At 62.5% G+C, this 400-nt stretch carries 1 pseudogene; it reads right to left on the bottom strand.

The features are described 5' to 3' along the window. Positions 1 to 400, bottom strand: a pseudogene (locus E4T71_RS09145) (UDP-N-acetylglucosamine 1-carboxyvinyltransferase); the annotation flags it as partial.

The following is a 400-nucleotide window of genomic DNA, read 5'->3' as shown; positions in this document are numbered from 1 at the left end:
TTCCAGGACGGCTTCGAGGATGGTCGGATCAGTGTCCTTGACCTTGACACGGCCACCGGTGACGGCAGCCGCGACCAGGTAGGTACCGGTCTCGATGCGGTCCGGCATCACCTTGTAGGTAGCCGAATGCAGGCGTTTCACGCCATCAATGGTGATGGTGTCGGTGCCGGCGCCGGTGATGTTGGCACCCATGGCGATCAGGAAGTTGGCCAGGTCGACCACTTCCGGCTCGCGCGCGGCGTTTTGCAGCACGCTGCGGCCATTGGCCAGGGCAGCGGCCATCATGATGTTCTCGGTACCGGTCAGACTGACGGTATCAAAGAAGAAGTTTGCGCCACGCAGGCCGCCTTCCGGCGCCTTGGCCTTGATGTAGCCGCCTTCGACGTCAATGGTTGCACCC

Source organism: Streptococcus sp. WM07 (assembly GCF_004570525.1).
GTDB lineage: Bacteria > Bacillota > Bacilli > Lactobacillales > Streptococcaceae > Streptococcus.
Note: the sequence above shows the minus strand (reverse complement) of the source record. Positions and strands in the feature narration are given on the sequence as shown.